This window comes from Leptospira haakeii, assembly GCF_002812045.1.
Classification (GTDB): Bacteria; Spirochaetota; Leptospiria; order Leptospirales; family Leptospiraceae; genus Leptospira_B; species Leptospira_B haakeii.
The window spans coordinates 197,396-222,585 of the sequence record NZ_NPEG01000004.1 but is presented as its reverse complement, the minus strand read 5'-3'; the positions used below and the strand labels follow the sequence as shown (position 1 = coordinate 222,585).

Below are 25,190 nucleotides of genomic sequence, written 5' to 3'. Positions count from 1 at the left end.
TTATCCTCCTGTTTTTTCGATTACAATATTACGTTTTACTAAACCACTTCTGCGGGTTCCGCCGCCTGGGCCTGAGCTATTCTGAGTTCACCTGCGATCACTGTCGGAACGGAAGAATGCACTTCTTCTAATGCGAGAACTGCAAAGTTCCTAGGTGGGAATTCTTTCGCTAAGAAATACGCGAAAGGCATTCTTACTTCTCTATTCACCACATAGATCGGGAACCCTCTTCCTTCTTGGACCCTACGATTCATATCCGCTACTGATTCTAAAAGTCTTCTTTGGAAATCCGGAGGAAGGACCAAAATATCTCTTCCTTCTAAACGATCCTGAGCAAGTGATTTGTTCAATCTATCGAGCACCCGGCCTTCCACCACTATGACCTGGAGTTTTCCATCTACCATATAATCTTTTACGATCGTATTGGAGATAGATTGTCTTACAAATTCCGTAAGAACATAAGGATTCGGATACTTGCCCATTTTGTTTGCGACTGTTTCCAAAATTGGAACAAGGTTGCGGATCCCCAAACCTTCTCTGAGAAGATTTTGAAGAACTTGTTGGAGCATTCCCAAATTCCCAGGCTTGTCGGCTTCCAACTCTTGGATAAGCGTTGGGTATTGAGACCTGTAATGATCCAGAAGTTTTTTGACTTCTTCTCTTCCTAACAAACTGGAAGCATGAGTCGCAAGTAATTCTCTTAAATATGTGATGATAACTGTAGAAGAGTCTACTACGATAAAACCTTTTGACTCCGCATCTCCTTTCGAATCCGCAGAGATCCATTTTGCAGTTCTTCCATAAGCAGGTTCCATAAAAGATTCTCCTTCGATAGAAGAAAGATCCTGGCTTTCTGCAGAAGGCATGGCCATCAGTTTTTCAGGACGGATTGTGCTGGAACCAACTTCAACTCCATTGATCTTAATTGTAAATTGATCCGGAGGAATTTCCAAATTATCTAATATACGGATTGGAGGGATAACTATCCCGCTTTCACGAGCAAACTTTCCTCTTAAGTTTGAAATTTGGTCCATCAATGTTCCACCCTGAGAAGCGTCTACTAATGGCACCAAATGATAACCGAATTCGATTTCGATCGGTTCGATCCTAAGTTCGTCGTAATAATCTCTAGGTTTGCGATCTCCAACCGCTTCTTTTTCCTTCTTCTCCAAAACCTCGAGCTGTTCTTGGACTGTTCTTTCAAGAGAGTATGCAAGATAAGCAAGTCCTCCCGAGAGAAGCACCATCGGAATAAATGGTAAACCTGGAATAAATGCGCCTAACCCCATAGAGGCCGCGACTACATATAATACTTTAGAGTTTGCAAATAACTGTGTCTTGAATTGTTTTGCAAGATCCGATTCAGAACCGGAACGAGTAACAATGATACCTGTAGCAACAGTGGTAAGAAGTGCCGGGATCTGGGAAACAAGCCCATCACCAATTGTGAACTTTCCGTAAGTTTCGACTGCGGCTACGAATGATTCACCACGGATACTTGCACCGATGACAACTCCTCCGATCAAATTGATCGCAGTGATGATCAATCCCGCTCTTACGTCCCCTTGGACGAACTTACTCGCTCCATCCATGGAACCGTAGAAGTCCACTTCCGCTTCTATCTTCTTTCTTCTTTTACGAGCTTCTGCCTCGTTTATATTTCCAGTAGAAAGTTCCATATCGATTGCCATTTGTTTACCTGGCAATGCGTCCAACGTGAACCTTGCAGCAACTTCGGAGATACGGGTCGCACCTTTAGTGATCACGAGAACCTGTACGAGCACTAAGATTATGAAGATAATAAATCCAACTACGTATTTACTTAAACCGGATTCACTTCCTACTATGAATGAACCAAATGCATCTATGATCGCACTATTTACCCCAGGACCTTTTGACAAAATTTGTCTCGTAGTAGAAACGTTTAGCGCCAATCGATAGATCGTTGTTATAAGCAGTAAGCTAGGAAAAACAGAAAACTCAGACGGTTCCTTAATAGACAAAGAAGTCATAACGATGAGTAAACTTAAAGCCAAGCTGAATAGTATCAGGATATCTAATATGAATCCGGGTAAAGGAACAACAAGCATCCCAACGATAGCAACTGCTCCCGCACCCAGGATGAAGTCGGATTGTGTGTACCATTTCTTATCCATAATATTCTCCTAGGTTTAAGAAGCGTTTCGGAACGCTTTCCGGAAAGATTCGAGTTTCGTAAAGATCACACTGAGTGCGGTATAAAACTTAGCAGGAACTTCCTGTCCAATTTCCACCTCGTCATAAAGTGTTCTTGCCATTGGGCGGTCTTCTACTGTAGCGATATCATTCGCCTTAGCCACCCGGATAATACGTAATGCGAAATCATCTACACCCTTTGCGATCACAACGGGTGCCCTGTGTTTGTTGGGCTTATACTCTAATGCCACTGCAAAGTGAGTCGGGTTTGTAATGATCACATCTGCCTTGGGAACTTCTGCCAGCATCTTGCTCTTTTTTATCTGGTCCCTTGCCATTTGTCTTCTTCTGGCCTGTAAAGAAGGGTCTCCATCCTGTTCCTTCATTTCTCTTTTAGATTCGGAAGGAGTCATTTTGAGTGCTTCTTCATATTCATATCTTTGGAAGAAGTAATCCCCGACGCTGATCGCAAGAAGTAGAATCCCCACTACTATAAAAATTTTGAATGCTGTATAGGTGATTAATGCTACTGATTCTTCAAGGCCCATATTCCCGAGCATCAGTATCTTGAAAAAATCCTTCTCTATTACAAAATAAGAAACCCAAGCAATTGCAGCTACTTTGACTAAGGATTTTCCTAAACTGAATAATGTTTGGCGATTCGGAAGTACCTTTTTGAAATTAGGGCGTATCCTTCCGAAATTGAAAGCCAATGCACGAGGTGCGAATAGAAATCCAGTTTGAACAACGTTACCAACGATTGCAGCAACTACCGTAATTCCCATCAAAGGAAGAAGTAACTGAGTAATATCCACGAGAGCATTATTCAGAAGTTCACTTATTGCCTCGGAGCTAATCACATTCGCAGAACGTATTCCGAAAAAATATTTTCTCAAAAGATAATAGGATCTCATGAAAAAATATTCTCCCATGAGATACATTAAAACAATACCTGCTAATAGAACGATCGCAGAAGCAACTTCGGGGCTTTTAGGAACATTTCCTTTTTCTCTTTCTTCCCTTCTTCTTCTTTCGCTGGCTGGTTGTGTACGTCCCTCGTCCTCTGCTGCGAATAATTGCAGGTCGATTCGGAAAGGAGTTATCACTGGAGCAGGTACAACTTTCGCTGGTACCGCATGTTGGAATTCCAATATGCGCTCCAAACGGATAATTCGTATTGCGTGTAGGAACTCCAACATTGCAGTTTTAGAAAAGATGCCCATTAGTTTGGCCAGCCTTTCAGCATTAAGTTCATTTTCTCGAAGGAAAGTTGGAAAGCATTGTCCATCTGAGTGATCAGGAATGGAACAATCAAGATCATGACCACAAGGCCAATTGCGATCTTAATTGGAAAGCTAAGTTGCAGAATATTCAACTGAGGGGCTGCTTTTCCCATTAATGCTTCGGAAACAGTGACTAAAAATAAAACCCCGAGGATCGGCAGAGAAATTTTAAAAGCGACTAGGAACATAGCCCCGATCGCCTCTTCCATCGCTTTGTAAAGTCCGTCTTGTATCTCTGGCACAAGTTTCAAAACTTGCACCTTCTCAAAAGAATATACCAAACTTTCGAATAGAAAACGATAAGCTCCCAAGGATAAGAACAGAAGCATACCCAACATATTCTTAAGAGTACTGATCACGGGAAGACTTGTTTGAGAGATTGGGTCCAAAATCTCGGCATAACCGAAACCAAGTTGGACGTTAAAAAATTCTCCCGCCATTTGGAATGAGGAGAATACCAAACTCACCAAAAATCCCATCAGAATACCAATGAGAACCTCGGCCATCACGACTAAACCATAATCGGCCATATTACCTGGGATTGGAGGAACAAAGGATGCACTTACCGGAAATAAAATTACTGCGATTAGAAAACCAAGAGTCATCCTTTGCGGAAAAGTAATGGAGGCAAACGAGAACACAGGAGCCACAGATAGAAGCCCCACGATCCTTGCCAGGATCAGAAGAAACACTTGGAAATTTCCAATAAAGTATTCCATTTTTCTAATCTAAAACTTCTCTATCATCAGGAAAAGATCCCTGGTATAATCTGTCATTGTCTGGAGCATCCAGCCAGCAAAGATCACGATCACTGCAAAAATAGATAATAACTTAGGAACAAAAGCGATCGTAGGCTCTTGGATAGAAGTTGTGGTTTGTAAAATACCGATGATCAATCCTACTACCATTGCAGTCAGCAAAATGGGAGAAGAAAGTTTAAGAGTCACAAACAGCGCGTCCCTGATCAGAGTGATTGCATCTACTTCCGTCATTTATAACTCCTTACGAGCTCGTAGACGATTAAATTCCAACCATCCACAAGAACAAATAAGATCAATTTAAACGGCAAACTCACCATCACTGGAGGAAGCATATTCAGACCCATGGAGAGAAGTGCGGAAGCGACTACAAGATCCACTACAATAAATGGAATAAAAATGATGATCCCGATCCAAAAGGCTTTCTTTATCTCTGAAAGCATGAACGCAGGGATAAGAACGTAATTCGGAACATCATCGAATGATTCCACATTCTCTACTTTTCCGATCTTTAAGAATAGAGCCACATCCTTGGCTCCACTCGTTCCGATCTGCCTCATCATAAATTCCCGAAGAGGTATCATGGACTTATCAAAAAATTCGTTTGTGTCTATCTTACCTTCCATGTACGGATTTAAACCTTTCTCGTACACTATATTCAAGGTGGGCGCCATGATGAAAAAAGTCATAAATAACGCAAGCCCCACCATTACCTGGTTAGGCGGAAGGTTTTGGATAGAAAGTGCCCTTCTCACAAAATCTAAAACGATTACTATCTTAGTGAAAGAAGTCAGGGACATCACAATGGCAGGAGCCAAAGAAAGAATTGTCACTAGGAACAAGATCATCAAAGAAAGGCTTGTCTCTCTAGGACCTTTTGCCTCGTTCACATTGATATTCAGATTTGGGATAGGAATCCTAGGCGCATTTGCTTGAGCAAAAGTATCTTCAGGGATCGCAATGATCAAAACAGCAAAAAGAAGAACTCCTGAAAGTATCTTCCACATAACTCTATTATGTCTCATACCCTCAGAAAACTTTTTCCCAGCCTTTTTAGCGAACCCCTCTCCCACTTTTCCCCCTAGTTCAAATCGAATAATCCGTTCTCCAGATTATTCCTTTCCTTCTTAATTTCGTCTAACTTCTCTTTGAGTTTTCTCTGCTTCTCTTTTCTTTCACCAGGAGTCTGTCGAAGTGTTTGTTCTTCATCTTCCGATTTTCCGGTCAGACGAATATTCAAATCTTTTAATTGTTCCAGAGCGGTGACCAAAAAACCACCTTCAGGAGGTTTGAATTCGTCTCTCATTCTCTGGAGCCTTGCCTTAGTCTCCGTATCAGTAATCTCGGAAATTAAATTAATACCGTTATCCGCCACACCCAGCACGAAAATTTGTCCAGTCACTTCTACAATCTGAAGCTGTTTATTCGTACCAAGATTCAAACTTCCGAGAAGATTCATTTCTCCTCTAACAGGAAGAGAACCTTCTCTAGATTTTGCGAGAGTCCTTAAAACCCAATACGCGGCTCCACAAAGAATTCCTAATACAAGGACGATCCTAAATAAGATCCCTGCAAGACTCGGCCCATCCGAAACAGGCTTATATCTTTCTTCCACTGGATTCGGGACTGACTCAGCAGTCGTTTCCTTCTTCTCTTCTTGTTTAGGCGCAGAAGTTGCAGAAGATTCCGGGGCCTTTTTATCAGAAGTGCCCAATTCTCTCTTGAGAACTTCGTCCATTTGTTCTCTTTCGGAACCTTGGGAATATAATCCTCCGGCAATACCCGATAAAATACAAAAGACTCCGAACGCCAAAGCGAGGGAGCCGAATCCTGAAAAAAACGAATGGATCTTTTGAAAAATTCGGCTCATCCGCCTCCCGACTCCGGCTTGATCCTATCGGCCGGACTTACGATATCCGTTACACGTACACCGAAGTTTTCGTCGATGACCACGACCTCTCCCTTCGCAATCAACTTACCATTCACCAAAAGGTCCACAGGCTCACCTGCCAACTTGTCCAACTCGATGATGGAACCTTCACCCAAACCTAAGATATCTTTAATATACATCTTAGTTCTTCCGAGTTCCACGGTCACAGACATTTGAACGTCCATGAGAAGGTTTAGATTCGGAGTTCCTTGAGCGCCGCTTGCGGTAGCAAGATTCGGAAAGGAGACACCTTTCATTCCTACTTGGGAAATTCCGCCGCCGCCCATTCCGCCTTGGTAGCCACCGCCACCATAATCGCCTCCCCCTCCTCCTCCAGACCTTTTGGAAAGAGAGAGAATATCATTCGCCATAGATAAAGAAAGAAGGAACTGAACTCTAAAGGAAGGAAGTCCTTCTATTGCTAAGTTGAAGAAGGTCCGCACCAGCGGATCACCTTCTGGAAGTACCAAAGCAGCAGGAGAAGTTACATGTCTAGTTTCTGCTGGAGAACCATTCACCCCACCGCCGGTCTTAGCAGCGATCTGAGACTGAAGAGCTCCCATGATGGGAGTCAAACTATCTCTTAGTGTTTGGAGTTGGCCTTCGTCGAGACCGCCCGAATCGAAACCGCCCATCATCATGTTAGCAATACGAGCTGCATTATCTGCGCCCATCGCAAGAACAACTCTTCCATTCAGATTTCCCGAATAGGTAGAATATAATAAAAACGTGTTGGACTTAAGTTCTGCTTCCACATCCTTCCGGGATTTTGCCTCGGAGGTAGGATTCATGAAATTAGAAGTTTTAGAAAGAATGGCCGCTAAGGTATTCCCTGCAGTCATAAAACAATGAGAAAGAAAATCAGACAGAAGGTCCCTGTCTACCGGAGAAAGACCGGCAGCTTCTTTGGAGCCGCCTCCGGCAGCCATGCTGCTGCCTGGATCAAATGAATCGTTTGCACCCGCTAAAAGGGCGTCTATTTCTTCCTGGGAAAGGGATCCTTCACCCATATTGGGCACTCTCTCTTAGTTTTGGATTAGGAGACATAATAAAAAGAAATTTGTCGACCCTTTTTTTTCTTGCTCAGAAAATCGGTGGGAAAAAGGCCGGGAACTACTTGATAAGATCCGACTTTAGATGCAAAAACAAGTATATTTTAAGGAAGAGGTCCTAAAGGTTCCAATGTTTCGATTTGAAAAGAAGAAAGATCGACATATTGAGAGGCATTTCCATGGATATCGATGCCTACAAGCCTTTTGCAAAATAGCGTGAATACTGCACGCCATTCCGTTTTCAGAATCTAAGCTTTCGCTTGTAGAAATTTATCCACTCTGTGATCTCCGTGCCTTTGTGCGAACCCCCTCTTGCACTTTCCAAACCCCAGACCAGTCCTCTGATACCAGATTTTTTCCATTTTTTGCGTATATTGGGCTTGACTGGCGATTAAAGCTGCCGTATTTTACCAAATGGTAAATTAACTAAATGGTTAAATATAGCACAGAATCTGAGCGGCTTAATAATACATTCTCTGCCTTGGCGGACCCAACGAGGAGGGAGATCCTTCTCTATCTGGTCTCGGGAGAAGCAACCGTTAAGGAACTTGCGGAGCCTTTTAATATGAGTCTGCCTGGAATTTCCAAACACCTTAAGGTTTTGGAAAAGGCCGGGCTGATTGAAAGAAGTAAAGAGGCCCAATGGAGACCTTGTAAGATCCGACCGGACGGCCTAAAGGAAGCGTCAGGTTGGCTCGATCATTACAAACATTTCTGGGAAGAAAGTTTGGATCGTTTGGATGCGTATCTGCAACAACTCCAAGCTAAAAACAAAAATCCGGAAGGTCCGGACACACAAACGTAACCTTTTGTTATAGAAAGAGAAATATTATAAATATATAAAATAAGGGACTTTAAATGTCTGAAAAGATAGAAAACAAAACCAAAGCAACTAAAAAGGAATGGATAGGCTTAGCCGTAATCGCACTTCCTTGTTTGCTATACGCAATGGATTTAACGGTTCTTTATCTAGCGGCCCCTCAATTGTCCGCGGATCTGAACCCAACCCCTTCTCAACAATTATGGATCATGGATATCTACGGCTTCTTAGTCGCCGGTTTCTTAGTGATCATGGGAAATCTAGGAGATAGAATAGGTCGTCGAAAACTTCTTCTATATGGAGCAGCATCGTTCGGAGTTGCATCCGTTCTTGCAGCATTTTCTCCTAGTTCCGAAATTTTGATCCTAACTCGTGCAATCTTAGGGATCACGGCGGCAACTTTGGCTCCTTCTACCCTATCATTAATCCGTAATATGTTTCTGGATCCGGAAGAAAGAACTTTCGCAATCGGTATTTGGGGAATGAGTTTCTCTTTAGGTGGAGCGATCGGTCCTCTTGCGGGTGGGGTTCTATTGGAATATTTCTGGTGGGGTTCCGTTTTCTTGATGAGTGTTCCGGTTATGATTCTTCTTCTAATCGTTGGGCCTAAACTTCTTCCTGAATTCAAAGATCCTAATGCTGGCAAAATGGATATCCCAAGTGCGATCCTATCCTTAATATCGGTTCTTTCTATCATCTATGGTTTGAAGCAGATCGCGGAGAATGGCTGGGGAACAGTCCCGATTCTTACCATCGTAACAGGTTTAGCGATCGGAGCGGTCTTTATTAAAAGGCAAACCACTTTACAAGATCCAATGATAGATCTTGAGTTATTCAAACTTCCCGCATTCACTGCTGCAGTCGTCGGAAATACTATGACCATCTTCGTAGGTTTGGGAGCTTTCTTATTTATTTCCCAATACTTACAATTGGTCTTAGGACTTTCTCCCTTGGAAGCTGGGCTTTGGACTCTTCCTGGAGCATTAGGTAATATTATAGGATCTCTTACGATCCATATGATTGTTCGTATTATGCGTCCATTATATGTAATGTTAAGCGGACTTGTGTTGCTCGCGATCGGTATGTATTTATACACTCTGATCAATACCGAAAACGGGATCTGGATGATTATCGCAGGATCTCTTATCATGTCTTTCGGGATCTGCGCAGTTGTGATCTTAGGAACGGATATCATCGTTGGTTCTGCGCCGCCAGAAAGAGCGGGAGCTGCGGCCTCTATTTCAGAAACTGCGGCTGAATTTGGTGGGGTTCTAGGAATCGCAGTACTTGGAAGTATAGGTGTTGCGATTTTCAAATCCAGGATCAATTCGATTGAACTTCCAGGACTTACTCCTGAGCAATTGCAAAGTTCTCATAATACTTTAGCTTCTGCAGTAGCTATAGCAAAAGAACTTCCGGAACCGAGCAGGCAGATTCTGCTTAGTACTGCCCAAGGTGCATTCACTGATTCTTTACATTTTGTTTCTTTCTTGGGTGTGGGGATCTCTATTGCTTTGGCTTTTGTGATCTTCTTCATTTTAAAGGATAAAAAAGAACCGGAAGCGACTGCTGAAACGGCAGAATTAGAAAAAGCGACAAGATAATATTAATATAAGGAAAATAGAATGAAGGCAGAAGTTTCAGTTGTTGGAAAAGAAATTATAGGGGTTAAAACTTTTGATGCCCCAAGAGAATTAGTTTGGAGTGCCTGGACAGACCCTAAACAAGTTGCGATTTGGTGGGGACCGAACGGCTTTACGAATACAATTCATGAAATGAGCGTAAAACCGGGAGGAGTCTGGAGATTTACAATGCATGGTCCGGATGGAGTAGATTATCCGAACCGAGTAGAGTTCATAGAAGTGGTTAAACCTGAAAAATTGGTCTATGATCACGGAGACGATTCCAATCCGAAACAATTCCATGTGATCGTTCGCTTCGAAGAAGAAGGTTCCAAAACCAAACTTACCATGAGAACTATCTTCTCCAGCGAAGATGATATTAAAAAAGTCGCAGACTACGCATTGGATGGACTCAGAGAAACTCTGGGACGTCTGCAAGAATTCCTGGTAAAAAACTAAGATGTTTGCGCCAGTTCCTAAATATTTTCGAATATAATAATTTTTTAAAAAGCGGAGAAGAAGTTTGTGAACGAGATCAAACAACCTGAATTTAAAGAGATGGTATTAACTAGGACTCTAAATGCACCAAGAGATCTGGTTTGGAAGGCTTGGACAGATCCGAATATGGTATCTCAGTGGTGGGGTCCTCATGGTTTTACGGCTCCTCTCTGCCAATTGGATCTTCGTCCAGGCGGAGAGATCCTCATCCATATGAGAGATCCGGAAGGAGGGATCAATCCAATGAATGGTACTTATAAGGAGATCGTCGCTTTAGAAAAGATCGTATTCTCATCTTATATCGCATTCGAGATGGATGGCAAAAAACCCGCGGCGGAAATCCAAATCACTATTCTATTCGCGGACAAAGGTTCTCAAACGGAACTTCAGGTGCGTGCGCTTCCTATAAAAGTGGATCCTGAACTCTATCCTGCAGTGGAAGGTATGGAAGAAGGTTGGACCCAAACATTGGATAAACTTACTGCAATTTTTGCTTAATTGATCTTAGAGAGAAATTTATGAACCAAGATAATCCTAAAGAAATCGTAAGCACAAGAGTTGTAAATTTTCAAAGAGAGAAAGTTTTCAAGGCTTGGACAGACCCGGAACAATTAAAGAACTGGTGGGGACCAAAAGGTTTTAAGAACACTTTCGAGATCTTTGATCAAAGGCCGGGCGGAGAATGGAAATTTATCATGCACGGTCCTGATGGAACGGATTACCCGAATCGAAGCGTATTTCAAGAAATCGTAGAACCGGAAAAGATAGTATTCGATCATTTATCTGGCCCGATTTTCAAAGTGACTACAACATTCGAATCAATCGGAGAAAAGACAAAATTAGTTTTCAGAATGTTGTTCGAAACTGCTGAAGAATGTGAGCAGATCAAAGTTTATGCAGTGGATGGGAACGAACAAAATTTCGATCGTTTAGAAGAACTTCTGGCAAAGGTTTAATTACCCTGGATGGGAAATAAAAAATAAACATTAAGGAAACAGAATATGAAAGTAAATCCGTTGCAAATACTAAGTTTTTGGATCATCATCTTTCCTTTCCAAAAAAGGAAAAGAGCCGGAGCTTAAGATGGACCCGAAAGTGGGAGGTTACTCCCACTATTTTCATAAACCTCCCGATAAAGAAAAGATCCGAACTAAAAAATCTCAGGACGATATTTTTTATAAAAAAAAGATCTTCTTTACGGCTCTATTCTCTGTTCCGGAGGAAAAGAAAGAAATAAGTCGATTTTGGGAAGAGGCTTTCGAAAGATTAGCGGAATTTCTCCGCAGGATCCAAGGGTCCTGATATTAGAATATTATTAAAATTTAAAGGAAATATTGGATGAATTTAGACATTTTTAAAAACGAAACTTTAAATATCAAAGCTGATTTAGCAATCTTAGTAGCAAGAGTTGTTTGCGGATATGCGTTTATACTGCATGGCTGGGGAAAAATACAAGACCCTTTCCATTGGATGGGGCCTGATTCCTCGGTGCCTGCTATTTTTCAATTTTTGGCTGCGCTTTCAGAATTCGGCGGAGGGATCGCTTGGGTAATCGGTCTTCTGACAAGGCTCGCCTCCTTCGGGATCGTTTGCACTATGATCGTGGCCGCCTATTTTCATTCTGTGATCTTGGGGGACTCTTTTATCAATCTGACCGGTGGAAGATCCTACGAATTGGCAGGAGTATTTTTTACGATATCTTTGGTATTTTTGACAGTAGGCGCAGGAAGATTCTCTTTAGATCAAAAAATCTTTGGAAGTAAATCCAAGTAGATTAAATCCTATCCCTAAGAGCGATTTTGCTCTTGGGGATTTCTTTCGTGATAGATTATATCCGCAAAATTTTAGACGCGAGAGTTTACGATGTCGCGGTCCATACTCCTTTGGATCCTATGATCAGAATGAGCCAAAGATTAAATTCTTCGGTCCTATTAAAAAGGGAAGACCTCCAACCAATATTCTCCTTTAAAATAAGAGGAGCATACAATCTAATTTCCAGGCTTTCCACTGACGAAAAAAGAACCGGAGTCATCTGCGCTTCTGCAGGAAATCATGCGCAAGGAGTTGCGCTCTCCGCTCAAAAATTAGGAATCAAGGCTATCATTGTGATGCCTATTACTACCCCATCCATAAAAATAGAAGCGGTCCAATATTTTGGAGCAGATATCGTTCTTCATGGAGATACTTTCGACGAAGCGTATTCCCATGCTAGGAAATTAGAAAAGGAGAAGGGACTAAAATTCATTCATCCTTACGACGATCCGGATGTGATCGCGGGACAAGGAACAGTCGGTTTAGAAATTTTGCAGCAGTATCCGGATCCAATCGAAGCCATTTTTATTCCAATAGGAGGCGGAGGTTTAGCCGCAGGAGTTTCTTCTTATATTAAATTTTTAAGACCAGAGATCAAAGTTATCGGAGTAGAACCTTCAGACGCAGCTTCGATGAAAGAGGCAATCTCTGCTGGTAAAAGAGTTATCTTAGATAGAGTTGGATTATTTGCAGACGGGGTCGCAGTCAGACAAGCAGGAGAAGAAACATTCAAAGTATGCAAAGAACTTTTAGACGATGTATTAGTAGCAAACACGGATGAAATCTGTGCAGCAGTCAAAGATATATTCGAGGATATGAGAGTGATCGCGGAACCTGCTGGTGCATTGTCTCTTGCAGGATTAAAATCTTATGCAAACAAAAATCCGAATCGAACCGGAGCGCTTATAGCGATCAATAGCGGCGCGAACATGAATTTTGATAGGCTCAGACATGTTGCGGAAAGAGCGGAAATCGGGGAATCCAGGGAAATTTTGCTCGGAGTCACTATCCCTGAAAAAACCGGAAGTTATTTAAAATTCGTTCAGACTTTAGGGAATAAGATCATCACCGAGTTCAATTATAGATATGCTACTGACAAACAAGCACATGTATTTGTGGGTTTAAAACTGAAAGGTGCTCATTCTGAAAAAGAAAAAGTAATCTCTGAATTAGAATCATTGGGTTATGAAGTTTTAGATATCAGCGCGAATGAAACTGCTAAGATCCATATTCGTTATATGGTGGGTGGAAGAGTTTCCGAACTTAAAGATGAGATTATCCTTAGATGTGAATTCCCGGAACGCCCGGGTGCCTTGTTAAAATTTCTGGAATCAGTCGGAACCAATTGGAATATTACATTATTCCATTATAGAAATCACGGGGCTGATTATGGAAGAGTATTGGTAGGATTCCAGGTTCCTTCTTCCGACAGAGAAGGTTTTAGAGAAAGGCTTAAAAGTTTAGGTTATCCTTATGAAGAAGAAACGGATAATCCTGCCTATAAAATGTTTTTGCACAATGTTTGATTAAAGAAAGAAACCTATAATCAGTGATAATTTTTTAGGTATCCACCCTGAAATAGGCTTTTTTGACCATTTTTTGGACATCGTATCTTTGGCCAGGATCTTCCCCCAAGCAAAAAAACATGATGCCATACATTACGTTTTCTTTAAATAATGTAATATGTAGAATATGGAGATTACTTCCCTTATCTTTATAATAAACTCTGAATGCGGGACGACTTGCCACTTCTAATTCCCCGAATTCGATAATCCTGCCATTCCCTTTTTTAATAGAGTCAATGACTCCCATTTGGAAATCCCTATTTAAGGCACCATGGTCCACAGATTCAGTTAATTCTTTTCGAGTGATTAGGACACTTGCGGACTCATTATAATCTTTTGCCGCAAAAATCCCTCCAGCAAATGGTTCCATAGGAAACCAATCGAAGGGAATTGTCAGGTTCAGGGGGGAATTCGGCTCCTTCTTCTTTTCGGGCGAGAGAGAAGCGAATACTGAAAATATCAGAAAGACAAAGAGGACCCGATTCAAGAATTTTAAGATCACCCTTTTGTCTCCCTCCATTAGGCCTTTTATTAATTTCGGCTTTGGAAAGGGCATATTTTAGTTAGAAAGACTAGTTCGAGACAGAATCAGGGAATTCCCAGATCCCCAGGTTCTCCCTGAGCGTACAATCTGAGAGAATCGAAGCTGTAAATGCCCGTATTATGATAATCTCCCCAAACTAAATTGATCGCGTATCTTCCCACCTTGGAAAAAGACAATAATTTTGCCTCTTTAATCCCGCCAGTAGCCGCGCCTATTTTTCCGCCATGGCCTCCCTTACAAACCACGCAAGGGCATCTTTTTCTGAGTTCCAATAGAGGAAATTCGGAGATAACTCCGTCTTTCCATTCTATTTTTAGAATATTCTCATCGAATTCTATAGTTTCTGGTGTAGTAGCTTTTAAACTAAGACTCATATTATCTAGGAAGTTTTAAAACCTGTTTTCTGAAAGTCCCGATCGTGGTTCCATAAGTCACTTTTTCGTTCAGAGGAAGTTCCGCAAAATCGAAAGTATCTCTTTCAAGGATCAAGATCACTGTTGAACCCATTTCAAATCTACCTAGTTCCGCGCCTTTTTCGATCATGATTGAAACGTCTTTATAATCTTCTTCTTTAGTAGTTCGAATAAGAGTATTCGTGATGATCTTTTTATCATACGTCACACGAATACGACCTACGTTAGAAGCGCCCACTTTGATCACCGCTACGAGTCCGAATTCAGTCTGTAAGAATGTGATCAATCTTTCGTTCTTAGGAAAAAGACCTCTGATCCCGAAAACCGCCAATTCGTTTACTGGGAATAGTTTTCCGGGTTCATAATAATATCCTAATATTCTACCGTATGCAGGAGAATGGATCCTATGATAATCCTGAGGAGAAAGATAGAATGTGATATATTTTCCGTTCTGGAATTTGGAAAGATACTTATCTCCCCCTAACAATTCTTTCAGATTATAATCCACACCTTTTGCCTGTAGAATCACCTGATCGTTGATATCCCCAAAACCTGTGATCCTTGCATCCACAGGGGAAACAAGAGCATTCTCTGCAGAATCTATGATCCTTGCTCCTGCTTTTAAGGCTCTGGTAAAAAATTGGTTTAATGAATTATATTCTTGGATCTCCAACTCAGCTTCGTTCAAATTGATCTTATATGCTTTTGCGAATGCCTTTAAGATTGGGATCATGATGAACCTAGGCAGTCTCAAAGAAGCCAAGATCCCGAATAATAAAGAAACCAAGTTTTTAGGTAAGATGGAAAGAAGAAGGAGGTAAAAATCCTTAAAGATTTCGTAATGTGCTCCACCCTCCAGGAATTTTCTGAGTTCTCCTTGAGCAACTTTAGCCAAAAGAACCAAACTGATTAATACAGGAACAGCAGTGATAAGCGCGAGCCCATAGCCGATACCGAAAACTTGTAATAAAAAATCTTCTCCGTATTGAACGTAAGCATATGCGGAGCCTAGTAGGGAAGCTATGAATAAGATCCTATAGGCGTTTGCAAATTTTTCGCCAAAGATATATCTCGCATTCTGTTCACCGGTATAAAACCATCCGGAGATCGCAACTATAGAGAATAATAAGAAGGATATTATTAGAGCCAGTCTTGCGGGATCCGTGGGACCGTTTATTAAAACGTATAAGAAATTTTTAACAGACTCAAGATCCTTAACTCCGAAGGAAAATAATGCATAGATCACCAAAGTGGAGATCACAAAACCTTCGAAGAATGTGGCAAGCATGCTCACGATTCCCTGTTTTGCAGCGGAATCAGTACGAACCACACCTGCTACTCCTGCGCTTTTTCCGATCCCAGTTTCAGTGGATAAGAAAAACATCCCTGTTCCGGTGCTGAAAATCCTTGCGAGAGAAAATCCGCCTCCAAGTAGTAAGGAGAATGGCTGCATCGCTTCTTTAAATACAGATTCTAAGAAAAAGTAAAAATTGCCCAGATGATCCCTGAACAATAGAACATAACTTAAGAAAAACAGAATGAGGCCAATCGGAGCAATATAAGAAGAAACTTTTCCGATCCTTCTGATCCCGCCTAATACCACGAATACTACTATGATGGAAACTAAAAACGGAACCGTCATCCCTTGGATATCTAGTCCATTCTGCGCTAAGAAGGAAGCTCCTAAAATAGGGACCGCACTTCCCATCGAAAGTACTGTTAACAAACATGCCAAAGAAAAAGCGATAGCAAGCCATCTAGCTCTCAGTGCTTTTTCTATAAAATACATCGGGCCTGAAAGGTATCTTCCACTTTCCAATTTGATCCTGAATCGGATCGCAAGTGTAGAAGAAACGAAACGAAGCGGCATGATCAGAAAACTAGAAAGCCAGATCCAAAGTAAAACTCCTGGGCCCGCTAATACTAAAGCTAATGCTGATCCAAGCACCGCTCCAGGAAGTAAGGACGAACCTGTTCCTGCATATAACGCTTGAGAATGTACCAAACGTCCTCGGGAACCTTTATAGTCCATGTTCCCGGAAAAAATTTTAATCGCTAAAAATAAAAAACGGATTTGTGGAAACTTTAAGCGGAATGTTAGGTATAACCCGATGAAGAGTAAAAAATAAAAATATGGTTTTAGAAGATCCAAATCCAAGAACGGAAATAGTTTAGTTGTTAGCATTCCAATCCATCTTTTCCTTAAAAATAAAGGCTTTTAGAATTATTGGCCCGAAATTTTCTGCTCGTATGCCGGGCTCCAACACAGTTTTCACGCATCCAGTCCCAAAACCACTCCTTTTTGAAAAGCGGTCGGGGCCTAAAGGCAGAAGAGCAAGTTTCTATTCTATCATCCTGACTGGGTTACTGTTCGGAATGATTTCCCTGGGTGCAGAAGAAAATGTTATAACCACGCCTAAACTGAAGGAAATGCCGGAAAACAGAGCTCCCGAAACTCCAGACACCTGGGAATTCGGTGCCAGATTCGGTTTTGGAATGAGAGGACCGAATAGATTCGATCAGAATTTAAACGGTTTTAGTTCCAACTTGAATCCTCTAGTCGCCAGCCAAACAAAACAGGAAAACACAAGAGGAAGTATCCAAGGAGAATTTTTAGCCAGGACCAGGCTAAGCGAAAATTTTAAGGTCGGGATAATAGGCGGATATAGATACTACGATCCATTTCATCTCACTAATCTTACCTCTGAACCCTTTTATACTAAATTGAATTTTGAAATGGAAAGTTTTTATGTTTTAGGGATGGTCTGGCAAGAAGGTAGACTGAACAGATATTTCCGTTGGGAAACAGGGTTAGGACTCGGGATCACAAGAGCATTATGGATAACGAAAGGTTACGCCACCGACGGAAAAGAATATTACCAACAAAATGGAAATATGAGAGGAAGCGGACTTGAATTTCGATTAGAAGGTTCCTTGATCCATCCAATCAATGAAAGAGTAAGTTTAAGTTTCGGGACTTATTTGGCCTGGATCAATATCACCTCATTTGACGGTTCCTTTAACGGAGATACTGCCTCATTTTATATAAGACAGGATGGAAGGCTTTCCCCTCTTACGGAATCAACAAACCAAGACAATATACTACTCTCTAACCAATATTCCAGAAAGTTGGATATGCAGTCCGCATATGGCGGACTGTTTTTTGGTGTGAACTATAAATTATAAAATTCTAATTCTTATTTAGCGACCGGAAGAATCAAATCAGGATGTTTAGGAGAATTGATATATTTAGACTCTGTCACTTTTTCCTTCATCTTCTTTAATGTTTCATAAGGAATATCTACCACCACAAAATTCGCGATAGAGGTAGGGATACTTCCACCAGGATCACTTAGTATCTGGTAGGTAACTTCTATTTCGTCTCCTACTGGAACAAATTTCCAAAAACCTTTAAGCTCTCCTCTAACGAGCCCTTTCTTCTCGGCAACTATATTTGCAACAGGTCGGATTGAATAAGTTACCGCTCCAGTAGTTTTGTCCTGACTAAAAACGGTATGGATCACAAAGTCTCGATCGTCCACCGGCCAAGGAGCGCCATTCTGAATATAAATATACTTCTCTCTTGTATTTAAAACTTTAACCGCTTCCGCATGTTTACAATTTTTAAACCAAGTAACGTAATTAGGATTATCTTCCATTAAAGAGATCACAGTATTCAGATCTGCTTTAAGTTTTGTTTTTCCGCGAAATTCTTTTAATTCAGAACCTTCCACTGCTCTGGTATGGACAGTGATCCCATTTTTATCCTTCTCCAAATCCCAAGAAAATAATCGCATAGGAATTAAAAGAAATAGTATCAGATATACATGTTTCATAAGAATGATCAAACCTCTCGGCGGCGACCTATAACCGAAGCAATGATCTAATCATCTCTATGATCAAAGCAACTGTAAAATTCGGTTACATAATATAAGTTAGGAAATATTAATCAATATCTAAGGAACTAGGTTCTCTTTTGTATTTGAGAGGTTTTTGGAGGTATTTGATTAAAAGGACTCTATTTCCTTTATCGTTAAATTTCACCACATCAAAAACTTTTCGAGTCATCATGATCCCACGGCCATGAGTATAACTTTCCTCATTCAGTTTTTCTCCGTCTAAATTTAACATCTTCTTAAAATCAAAACCGTCTCCTTCGTCTTCTATCTCGAAGCCGATCCGTTTTGAATTTAAGGAATAAGCCACTTTTACATTTCTCGCACCGTAAAAAGCTTCCCTCTGCCTTTTTTGGATGAACTCCATATAATTTCCGGACTTCATAGCGTCTGTTTTCTCATCAAAGCTGATGCCTAAGTTTCCATGTTCGATTGCATTGATCAGAACTTCCCTAAGGCAAGTACGAATCGCAGTAATCACTTCGGATCCGGTAAATTGGCTCAGATTAGAAGTAAGCTGCCTACTCAGGATATCCGCATTTCTGAGATAATTATTCACAGTAAAATGCATACTTTCGGAGATCAGAAAGCGAGACAAAATGTCTTCGGAAATCTCAGAAACTTTACCTAATACCTTTCTTCCTGCCTCACTCTCAAAAGATTGAAGACGGATTTTTACCGGCTTAGGTTCCATTACATATTTCTGTTTGAATTCAGAATGGAATTCTACCGTCTTTCTGGTTCTTAAATGTTCCTCTAACTTCTCTTTTGCGAGAAGAAGTACGATAGATCCTTCTTGAGTGTCCAGAGTATAGATTAGATCCAGAAAGTTTTTACCTTCTACTTCTGCAGGTTTATAACCCGTTAGTCTGGAAAGAGTACGGTTTGCATCCTTAATATTCCCTTCTTGGTCCAATGTAAGAAGAAGTTCTTCCGCTCCTTCGAACAAATTCCTAAACCTGAGTTCGGATTGTTCGATTGCATGTTTTGCCTCATTCAGATCATCCACCTTAGAAGAAAGATCTTTGGACAGATCATTAACCCTATCAGCAAGGGCTAATGCTAAAAGTAGAATATGCATTGCAGTTCCGATCTCAACTCCCCAATAAGCCAAAGAGATCGTATGAGGAATGATACCCGAAAAACGTAAAGTAAATACGAATGCACCGGCAACGAGCGCAATCCAAGCGCCTAAAAAGAAAAGTGCAGACCTTAAATTCCTTGAAAATCCTTGGAAACCCAGAAACAAGATGGCAGTCAATGTGATCGTAGATAAAAATACATAAAGTGCTAATGCAAATCCGAATGGGAAAAAATATCCGACTACTACAAGTATATAAGATAAAATTGATATTCCTTTCAAAACCTTATTGGAGTTCGGATAATTCTTAGGAGCATCGAAATAAAGTCGGATAAAATCCGCAGTGGTCCCCGAAACCAAAAAGGTAAAAGAAGTGATGATATGACTTGCCCAAACTATGGAGTTTGGCCAGAAAAATTGAAAAGAATATCCATGAAGTGACCATTGCGCGAGCACTCCTGCGCCCACATATCCGAAAAATGCTAAGTACGTTTTTTCCTTTGTGGATAAGAACAAAAATAGATTATATAATGCCATCACCAAAAGAGATCCGAAATAGATCCCGAGTAATATCTGCTCATTGCTTATATTAGAGAAAAAATCCTCTGACTTATATGCGAACGCAGCAAAGTTTATCGAACTTTTAGTTTGGATCTTTAAATAAACAGTGTCCTTCTCTCCCGCTTTTAACTCCAAAGGAAAACTAGGAAATCTATATTGGATAGGCCTTTCCCCAAAAGGAACTCTGTCCCCTCCACGGAACAAAACCTTGTCCCCTTTGGATGCTAGATATAATTCTGCCTTGTCCAATTGGCTATAATGGATTTCCAAAATCCAGGAAACTGAATGAGAAGATTTGTTTTCAAGAGGGATCTTGAACCAATGAGCCTTGTCCGAATATCCTAAACTCGCGGAAGAAAGAGGGTAAAACTCCTTCTTTTGCATTTTTTCGAAGCCGGTTTCCTCTTCTTCGTCAACCCAAACCTCCGCATAGGAGACCAAAGAAATCCCATCATAAGGTAAAGAAGAAGGATCGAACGCAAAAATCGGATCGAAAACGGAAAAGGTCAAAAGAATGAACGAGAGTTTACAAAAAACTCTCCATGGTAAAAAATTCTGGATGTCCAAAAAACCTTTCACTCTTTCTAAAAAACCGGAGGGAAAAGTTTGACCGTACCGGATCGGCAAGCAAGTCAAAATTCTCCCCTCGGAGACTAAAAGAGGATTTTAGCCTTTTTTGTTTTTGGAAGCCGCATCTTTTATAAGTCCTGCGGCAATTTCGTTCCTTTGGATCTGGCTTGTGCCTTCGTAGATCTGAAGTATTTTAGCGTCCCTATAAAATTTTTCCACCGGGTATTCTTTGGTGTATCCATATCCGCCGAAAATTTGCACTGCGTCTGACGCAACTTGGACGGAAGAATCGGATGCATAACATTTTGCCATTGCGGAAAATTTCGCAGCATCCTTATGGAAAGTTTCCGCATAAACTCCCGCCTTGTAAGTCAAAAGTCTGGATCCTTCTATCTTGATAGCCATATCGGCAAGCATATGTTGGATTGCTTGGAAAGAGGCGATTGTAGTTCCAAACTGTTCTCTTTCTCTAGCATATTCGATTGCAGCATCGAATGCACCTTGCATCAAACCGACTGCTCCTGCTGCAACTGCCGGTCTGGAAAGTATAAGAGTCTTGAATGCGTGTAAGAATCCCATATTCTCTTTTCCACCCAAAAGATTTTCTTCGGGGATTTCGCAGTCTTCCATTATAAGTTGTCTTGTTTCAGAACATCTGATCCCCAACTTATCTTCCTTCTTTCCGAAAGAAAATCCTTTGGTTCCTTTTTCTATGATAAAACAAGAAATCCCTCTTGGGCCTCTGTCCTTATCAGTCATTGCAAACACAGTATAAATATCAGCTTGGCCTGCACTGCTAATCCATTGTTTTGTGCCGTTCAAAACATAACGGTCGCCTTTTTTTACTGCTGTAGTTGCCATTGCAGGAACATCTGAACCTGCTCCCGGTTCTGATAAACCGAATGCAGCAGTTTTTTCTCCTGAAGCAAGAAGAGGAAGCCACTTGTCTTTTTGAGCCTTGGTCCCTCCCACATCGATAGGTAGAGCCCCTAATTTCGTGGAAGTAAATGCAGTATTCACTCCTAAACATCCCCAGGAAACTTCTTCAGCGAGGACGATCCCTCCCATCATTCCGTAACCTAGTCCGCCATGTTCTTCGTCGAACAATGCCTGGTATAATCCAGCTTCTTTAAATTTTTGTAAAATAGCTTTCGGATACTCGTTGTTTTCGTCGTAGTGCATTCTGTTCGGAACAACTTCCTTTCTGACTACGTCCCTGACCAGTTCTCTGAGTTGTTGTAATTCCTCTGGTAATTCGAATTGAAGCGATGAATTCAAGCTTGCCTCCCAATGATATTCTATTTCAAATTCGGATTTTGATTCCTAGGCAATCTTTAGAAGAAGGTATAGATTGATCAAGCGAAGCTTTTCACCTCGCTCGCTATAATGTGGATTGTTTGTTACACGAACTAAAGGATAGAATCTAAAATACTATTTTAAATTCCAAACCAGAACACCTAATAAAACGAATTTTAGAACTTCCCATTTTTCCATCTTAGTTCTTCCATTCCATACAAGACCTAAACTTAAAAACGCAAAGAAGAACCAAAGACCAAAGCCTGAATACAAAGCCAAAGATATCTTTCCCAATTTTATAAGTTTCAATAGATAGACGGAAAGCCCTGCAAGAACAACAAACTGCAAGACCCCATATACTTTTCTGGAATTAGAAATGGTCGGATCAAATTTTGTATAGGTGGATCTGTTTATTTCCGGGACCTTCTTCTCCCCTCCTAATGAATCAGGTCTCCAGTCCGGTTTTTTGATAAGAAGAAGAAGTTTATCTTTCCAACTAAGCGTTGCCTTCACTAAATTCCAGAGAGAAATATATACATGCAGATTTGCCCAAATAGGATTGAATGTAGGAAGAGGTTCTGTTAATCCGTAGATCGGTTCCTTCTTTTCTTCAGCGTATGTTCCAAACCAACGATCCCAAAGGATGAGAATGCCTCCATGGTTCTTATCCAAATATTCCGGATCTCTTCCGTGATGAACTCTATGATGAGAAGGAGTCAGAAGTATTTTTTCCATCCAACCCAACTTACCGATCAATCTAGTATGGACCCAGAATTGGTAGATCTTCAAGATCCCGTGGCAAATAAAAAACATCCACCAAGGAATCCCAAGAAGAGCCAGAGGAAGATTAAAAGCATACTCGAAAATCCTTTGGAACATGGATTGTCTAAGTGCAACAGTTAGATTAAATTCCTCGCTGGAATGATGGGTCACATGGCAGGCCCATAGAAAATGGATTTCATGAGTTGCCCTATGGAACCAATAATAAATAAAATCCACTGCAAGCAGAACAAATGTCCATGCAAGAAACGATTCTAGGTTGAATTGCCAACCCTCAGCGGTTTTCACCAAAGGAGAAGAAGACGGAAATTCCCCTAAATGAAAAAGACTTTGGACAGAATAATATATTCTAATTTTATCATATAGCAGAATGGCTACTAAAGTGATTATAACCCCAGTGAAAGAGTATAAAATCCCGGTTGCCAGATCAGAAACGGAATCATTCCATCTATAGACTGATTTCCTTCTTCCCCATATAAATTCTATTAAGGCAAGTCCCAAGAAAAAAGGAACCGCCTTGTCCAAAATCGTTTCTTGCATATCCCACACTCTTACTATTTATCTAGTTTACTGTATTTAGAAATTTTGCCAATTTACGGACCAAAAACCTAGGAGAGATCCTAACGGATTGTGCCATTACCTTGTTCGCTACTCCGGAAATCACTACAGCCTTACCCGCTTTTACTCCTTGATAACCTACCTTTGCTACGTAAGCAGCATCTGCTTTAGGAACAAGACCACTATTTAGGATCGCAGATTTATCCATCTCCGCTCTTTTGAAAAATTCGGTCTTAGTTGGCCCAGGGCATAAACAAGTAACATTCACACCGTCTTTACGAACTTCTTCTGCAAGTCCTTCCGAGAAGAATAGAACGTAAGCCTTGGATGCATAATAATTTGTCATCATAGGACCCGGTTGGAAAGCAGCAGTAGAGGCCACATTTAAAATTTTTCCGGCATGTCTTTCTCTCATATCCTTCAAGAACAAATGAGTTAATTCTACTAGAGAAGTCACATTAACTTGGATAAGATCCAATTCTTCTTTCAGATCCAAAGAATGGAATTTTCCGTTTGTTCCAAAACCTGCGTTATTCACTAAAAGATCCACGATCGCTTTTTTCTTCTTGGCGAAGTCGTAAATTTTTTTAGGAGTTTTTGGATCGGATAAATCTGCAGAAAGAACTTCTACATTCGCCCCCAGACTTTCCATTTCCTTTTTCACTGAGTTCAAAGTTTTGAGATTTCTTGCTACGAGTATAAGATCGTAACCGTCTTTTGCGGCCAATTTAGAAATTTCGTAACCGATACCTACGCTTGCTCCGGTAATTAATGCTGTTTTTTTCATGATCTATAAGATTCCTTTTCGAAAGAGTATAATCGCTTTTTTCGCTGCCAATTTTAGATTTAGATTTCCTTTCAGGAAAGTAGAAATTGGAAATTCGTACAAGTTCCCTTTCTTTCTTATCTGCCATGAAAAAGACTTTACCAGCCCGCTTCCGATTGAATGATCCTAACCCTTATGATAAAACTACACGGTTATCCGATCAGCAATTATACGAATAAGGTCAAATTGGCACTTTTAGAAAAAGGTTTGGAGTTCGAAGAAATTCGCACCCCATTCTCCCAAGACGAGGAGTTCCTACAAAAAAGCCCAATGGGAAAAATCCCTTACTTAGAAGTAGATGGAAAATATCTGGTAGAGTCCCAAGCAATTCTCGAATTTTTAGATGATGCTTATCCAAATACCAAACGTTTGATCCCGGCCGATCCATTCGAAGCTGCGGAAGTTAGAACAATTATATCATTCATCGAAAATTATATAGATATCCCAGCTCGCAGATTGTACGAGTCCATCGTAGAAGGAAAAACGATCCCGCCGGAAACTGTGGAACTCACAAGGCTCTCTATCCAAAAAGGAGCGAGAGCACTTTCCAGATTGGCTAAATTTTCTCCTTATATTGCAGGCAAAGAATTTACTGCAGCAGATTGTTCTGCGTTCGCCACCTTTCAGATCATAAACGATCATATTGCTGATTGGATATCTCCAAATCCACTTTTCGAAATTCCGGGATTACAAGCATATCTGGATATGATGATGCAGAATCCGAATGCCGCAAAGGTGGACAAACCAAAGTCAGTCGTAATGAAAGCTTTAAAAAGACTCCGTAAATAGAGCGGATCTAAATCGAAGATTTTGTGCGCCGCGTTTTTCCCTGAGAAAAATTCGGATCAAACCTAGTTGCAAAAAATCTGGTTGACTGGTTCGGTTCGCAAATTAACCTGCTGGTGTCTTTATGGAAGCAGAGAAAGTCATTTCGGTCCCTATCAAAGAACTTCCTCACTTAAAAGTGATCCTAGCCGGATGGTATAATTTTTTAAAGGATAGTTACGATCAGAAAACGATAGACGCAAACGCCTTTAAAGATTCTTTAAAGACGAATGTGGTCTATAATATTGATTCCGACCAAGTAGAATTACTACTTTCAGGCACGGAGCAATTACTTCAAAACTTCCGCAAAAAACTTTCTTAGTCT

26 protein-coding genes are annotated in these 25,190 nt (G+C 40.8%); 11 read left to right on the top strand and 15 right to left on the bottom strand.

Going from position 1 to position 25,190, the window contains the following annotated elements; genetic code table 11:
• Positions 1-38 precede the first annotated feature (38 nt).
• The 7 genes from CH377_RS09925 to fliN are packed head-to-tail and all read right to left on the bottom strand — an operon-like array spanning position 39 to position 7,156.
• Complete coding sequence (locus tag CH377_RS09925; RefSeq protein ID WP_100723634.1) at positions 39-2,156, bottom strand: flagellar biosynthesis protein FlhA; 2,118 nt, start codon at positions 2,154-2,156, stop codon at positions 39-41.
• Between the two features lie 15 nt (positions 2,157-2,171).
• Positions 2,172-3,398, bottom strand: coding sequence for an EscU/YscU/HrcU family type III secretion system export apparatus switch protein (locus CH377_RS09920; protein WP_100723633.1), 1,227 nt, complete (start codon positions 3,396-3,398; stop codon positions 2,172-2,174).
• Positions 3,398-4,177: a flagellar biosynthetic protein FliR gene (fliR, locus tag CH377_RS09915; RefSeq protein ID WP_100723632.1), complete on the bottom strand. Its 780-nt coding sequence runs from the start codon at positions 4,175-4,177 to the stop codon at positions 3,398-3,400. The genes CH377_RS09920 and fliR overlap by 1 nt, the downstream gene beginning before the upstream one ends.
• A 9-nt stretch (positions 4,178-4,186) precedes the next feature.
• A complete protein-coding gene (gene fliQ / locus CH377_RS09910; protein ID WP_100707118.1) occupies positions 4,187-4,450 on the bottom strand; it encodes a flagellar biosynthesis protein FliQ in 264 nt (87 codons plus the stop codon).
• Entirely contained in the window at positions 4,447-5,241 is a 795-nt protein-coding gene (gene fliP, locus CH377_RS09905; RefSeq protein ID WP_207797681.1) for a flagellar type III secretion system pore protein FliP, read from the bottom strand. The genes fliQ and fliP overlap by 4 nt, the downstream gene beginning before the upstream one ends.
• Before the next feature lie 56 nt (positions 5,242-5,297).
• Positions 5,298-6,086, bottom strand: coding sequence for a flagellar biosynthetic protein FliO (gene fliO, locus CH377_RS09900; protein WP_100723631.1), 789 nt, complete (start codon positions 6,084-6,086; stop codon positions 5,298-5,300).
• Positions 6,083-7,156, bottom strand: a complete 1,074-nt coding sequence (gene fliN / locus CH377_RS09895) for a flagellar motor switch protein FliN (RefSeq protein WP_100723630.1) — start codon at positions 7,154-7,156, stop codon at positions 6,083-6,085. The genes fliO and fliN overlap by 4 nt, the downstream gene beginning before the upstream one ends.
• Positions 7,157-7,628: 472 nt before the next feature.
• Between fliN and CH377_RS09890 the strand changes: the two genes are divergently transcribed.
• From CH377_RS09890 to ilvA, 8 genes are all read left to right on the top strand, one after another.
• The gene (locus CH377_RS09890) at positions 7,629-8,003 is read left to right on the top strand and encodes an ArsR/SmtB family transcription factor (RefSeq protein WP_100723629.1); all 375 of its coding nucleotides are present in this window, start codon (positions 7,629-7,631) and stop codon (positions 8,001-8,003) included.
• Between the two features lie 53 nt (positions 8,004-8,056).
• Positions 8,057-9,622 (top strand): MFS transporter, encoded by a 1,566-nt coding sequence (locus CH377_RS09885; RefSeq protein WP_100723628.1) that lies wholly within the window; start codon positions 8,057-8,059, stop codon positions 9,620-9,622.
• 21 nt (positions 9,623-9,643) lie between these two features.
• Positions 9,644-10,099, top strand: a complete 456-nt coding sequence (locus CH377_RS09880) for an SRPBCC family protein (protein ID WP_100723627.1) — start codon at positions 9,644-9,646, stop codon at positions 10,097-10,099.
• A gap of 66 nt (positions 10,100-10,165) precedes the next feature.
• Entirely contained in the window at positions 10,166-10,636 is a 471-nt protein-coding gene (locus CH377_RS09875) for an SRPBCC family protein (protein WP_100723626.1), read from the top strand.
• Positions 10,637-10,656: 20 nt separating this feature from the next.
• The gene (locus tag CH377_RS09870; RefSeq protein ID WP_100723625.1) at positions 10,657-11,094 is read left to right on the top strand and encodes an SRPBCC family protein; all 438 of its coding nucleotides are present in this window, start codon (positions 10,657-10,659) and stop codon (positions 11,092-11,094) included.
• Positions 11,095-11,221: 127 nt separating this feature from the next.
• Positions 11,222-11,440: a hypothetical protein gene (locus CH377_RS09865; RefSeq protein ID WP_100723624.1), complete on the top strand. Its 219-nt coding sequence runs from the start codon at positions 11,222-11,224 to the stop codon at positions 11,438-11,440.
• A gap of 36 nt (positions 11,441-11,476) precedes the next feature.
• The gene (locus CH377_RS09860) at positions 11,477-11,911 is read left to right on the top strand and encodes a DoxX family protein (protein ID WP_100723623.1); all 435 of its coding nucleotides are present in this window, start codon (positions 11,477-11,479) and stop codon (positions 11,909-11,911) included.
• 47 nt (positions 11,912-11,958) lie between these two features.
• Positions 11,959-13,476, top strand: coding sequence for a threonine ammonia-lyase, biosynthetic (gene ilvA, locus CH377_RS09855; RefSeq protein ID WP_100723668.1), 1,518 nt, complete (start codon positions 11,959-11,961; stop codon positions 13,474-13,476).
• A gap of 34 nt (positions 13,477-13,510) precedes the next feature.
• On the opposite strand, the gene CH377_RS09850 is transcribed toward ilvA, so the two are convergent.
• From CH377_RS09850 to asd, 3 genes are all read right to left on the bottom strand, one after another.
• A complete protein-coding gene (locus CH377_RS09850) occupies positions 13,511-13,885 on the bottom strand; it encodes a hypothetical protein (RefSeq protein ID WP_243401987.1) in 375 nt (124 codons plus the stop codon).
• Between the two features lie 218 nt (positions 13,886-14,103).
• A complete protein-coding gene (locus CH377_RS09845; RefSeq protein WP_100723622.1) occupies positions 14,104-14,433 on the bottom strand; it encodes a DUF971 domain-containing protein in 330 nt (109 codons plus the stop codon).
• A 1-nt stretch (position 14,434) separates the two neighbouring features.
• Complete coding sequence (gene asd / locus CH377_RS09840) at positions 14,435-16,657, bottom strand: archaetidylserine decarboxylase (RefSeq protein ID WP_100723621.1); 2,223 nt, start codon at positions 16,655-16,657, stop codon at positions 14,435-14,437.
• A 191-nt stretch (positions 16,658-16,848) separates the two neighbouring features.
• Here asd and CH377_RS09835 point away from each other — a divergent pair, with 191 nt between their 5' ends.
• Positions 16,849-17,658, top strand: a complete 810-nt coding sequence (locus CH377_RS09835) for an LIC_11366 family protein (protein ID WP_100723666.1) — start codon at positions 16,849-16,851, stop codon at positions 17,656-17,658.
• 11 nt (positions 17,659-17,669) lie between these two features.
• On the opposite strand, the gene CH377_RS09830 is transcribed toward CH377_RS09835, so the two are convergent.
• From CH377_RS09830 to CH377_RS09810, 5 genes are all read right to left on the bottom strand, one after another.
• Entirely contained in the window at positions 17,670-18,308 is a 639-nt protein-coding gene (locus CH377_RS09830) for an START domain-containing protein (protein WP_100723620.1), read from the bottom strand.
• A 109-nt stretch (positions 18,309-18,417) separates the two neighbouring features.
• Positions 18,418-20,520, bottom strand: a complete 2,103-nt coding sequence (locus tag CH377_RS09825) for a 7TM diverse intracellular signaling domain-containing protein (RefSeq protein WP_243401986.1) — start codon at positions 20,518-20,520, stop codon at positions 18,418-18,420.
• Between the two features lie 156 nt (positions 20,521-20,676).
• On the bottom strand, positions 20,677-21,858 hold the full coding sequence (locus CH377_RS09820) for an acyl-CoA dehydrogenase family protein (protein ID WP_100723619.1): 1,182 nt from the start codon (positions 21,856-21,858) through the stop codon (positions 20,677-20,679).
• Positions 21,859-22,011: 153 nt separating this feature from the next.
• Positions 22,012-23,196 (bottom strand): sterol desaturase family protein, encoded by a 1,185-nt coding sequence (locus CH377_RS09815; protein ID WP_100723618.1) that lies wholly within the window; start codon positions 23,194-23,196, stop codon positions 22,012-22,014.
• Between the two features lie 22 nt (positions 23,197-23,218).
• On the bottom strand, positions 23,219-24,001 hold the full coding sequence (locus tag CH377_RS09810; RefSeq protein WP_100723617.1) for an SDR family NAD(P)-dependent oxidoreductase: 783 nt from the start codon (positions 23,999-24,001) through the stop codon (positions 23,219-23,221).
• Positions 24,002-24,175: 174 nt separating this feature from the next.
• Between CH377_RS09810 and CH377_RS09805 the strand changes: the two genes are divergently transcribed.
• Together CH377_RS09805 and CH377_RS09800 are read left to right on the top strand one after the other, a co-directional pair.
• Complete coding sequence (locus tag CH377_RS09805; protein WP_100723664.1) at positions 24,176-24,829, top strand: glutathione S-transferase family protein; 654 nt, start codon at positions 24,176-24,178, stop codon at positions 24,827-24,829.
• 121 nt (positions 24,830-24,950) lie between these two features.
• A complete protein-coding gene (locus tag CH377_RS09800) occupies positions 24,951-25,187 on the top strand; it encodes a hypothetical protein (RefSeq protein ID WP_008592710.1) in 237 nt (78 codons plus the stop codon).
• Positions 25,188-25,190 lie beyond the last annotated feature (3 nt).